Source organism: Achromobacter sp. SIMBA_011 (genome assembly GCF_046535435.1).
Taxonomy (GTDB): domain Bacteria; phylum Pseudomonadota; class Gammaproteobacteria; order Burkholderiales; family Burkholderiaceae_B; genus Achromobacter; species Achromobacter dolens.
Genome location: NZ_JAWRWN010000848.1, coordinates 1 through 254, shown reverse-complemented (window position 1 = coordinate 254; position 254 = coordinate 1). Strand labels below are relative to the sequence as shown.

At 62.6% G+C, this 254-nt stretch carries 1 protein-coding gene; it reads left to right on the top strand.

Translation table 11 applies throughout. The features are described from left to right. Window positions 1-254, top strand: a 254-nt coding sequence (locus tag SB816_RS33390; protein WP_410548427.1) for a porin, incomplete at both ends; no start/stop codon positions are given.

Genomic DNA, 254 nt, shown 5'->3' with positions numbered 1-254 from the left:
CCTTGCAATCGCAACAGCTCGGCTCGCTGATTGCGGGGCGCCAGTTCGACGAGGTCGTGCAGTTCGTCGAGCCGTTTTCCCTGGGAGGGACGCGATATGGCGGCACGGCATTCGCGCACGTCTTCGACAACGACAACCTCGACAACTGGACGCGCATCAACAACTCGGTCAAGTACGTGAGCCCGCTGGTGGGCGGCCTCAAGCTGGGTGTGCTGTACGGCTTTTCGAACCAGGCCGGCGGCTTCGACGACAAC